The organism is Planococcus sp. NCCP-2050, from assembly GCF_023708025.1.
GTDB lineage: Bacteria > Bacillota > Bacilli > Bacillales_A > Planococcaceae > Planococcus.
Genome location: NZ_BRCX01000015.1, coordinates 1 through 997, shown reverse-complemented (window position 1 = coordinate 997; position 997 = coordinate 1). Strand labels below are relative to the sequence as shown.

2 rRNA genes are annotated in these 997 nt (G+C 53.1%); both read left to right on the top strand.

The features are described 5' to 3' along the window. Positions 1-667: ribosomal RNA gene (locus NFU07_RS17635) — 16S ribosomal RNA — on the top strand; the annotation flags it as partial. 206 nt (positions 668-873) lie between these two features. Next, positions 874-997 (top strand): 23S ribosomal RNA (locus NFU07_RS17630); the annotation flags it as partial.

Genomic DNA, 997 nt, shown 5'->3' with positions numbered 1-997 from the left:
TCCGCCTGGGGAGTACGGCCGCAAGGCTGAAACTCAAAGGAATTGACGGGGGCCCGCACAAGCGGTGGAGCATGTGGTTTAATTCGAAGCAACGCGAAGAACCTTACCAGGTCTTGACATCCCGCTGACCGCTTTGGAGACAAGGCTTTCCCTTCGGGGACAGCGGTGACAGGTGGTGCATGGTTGTCGTCAGCTCGTGTCGTGAGATGTTGGGTTAAGTCCCGCAACGAGCGCAACCCTTGATCTTAGTTGCCAGCATTCAGTTGGGCACTCTAAGGTGACTGCCGGTGACAAACCGGAGGAAGGTGGGGATGACGTCAAATCATCATGCCCCTTATGACCTGGGCTACACACGTGCTACAATGGACGGTACAAAGGGCAGCCAACCCGCGAGGGGGAGCCAATCCCAGAAAACCGTTCTCAGTTCGGATTGCAGGCTGCAACTCGCCTGCATGAAGCCGGAATCGCTAGTAATCGTGGATCAGCATGCCACGGTGAATACGTTCCCGGGCCTTGTACACACCGCCCGTCACACCACGAGAGTTTGTAACACCCGAAGTCGGTGGGGTAACCCTAGTGGAGCCAGCCGCCGAAGGTGGGACAGATGATTGGGGTGAAGTCGTAACAAGGTAGCCGTATCGGAAGGTGCGGCTGGATCACCTCCTTTCTAAGGATTTATTCGGAAACAAGATCTCCGGATCTTGTGTTGACGTTTTGCGTTCAGTTTTGAAGGTTCACCCTTCAGGCGTGAGCCTGTTTTGTGACTTCAAACTTGTTCTTTGAAAACTGGATAAAACGACATTGAAACAAATTGAAACAAGCAATTCATGCAAGCACGATCCCAATTGGGATCCACTTTTTAACAAACCGCTTGGTTAAGTTAGAAAGGGCGCACGGTGAATGCCTTGGCACTAGGAGCCGAAGAAGGACGGCACTAACACCGATATGCTTCGGGGAGCTGTAAGTGAGCTGTGATCCGGAGATTTCCGAATGGGGG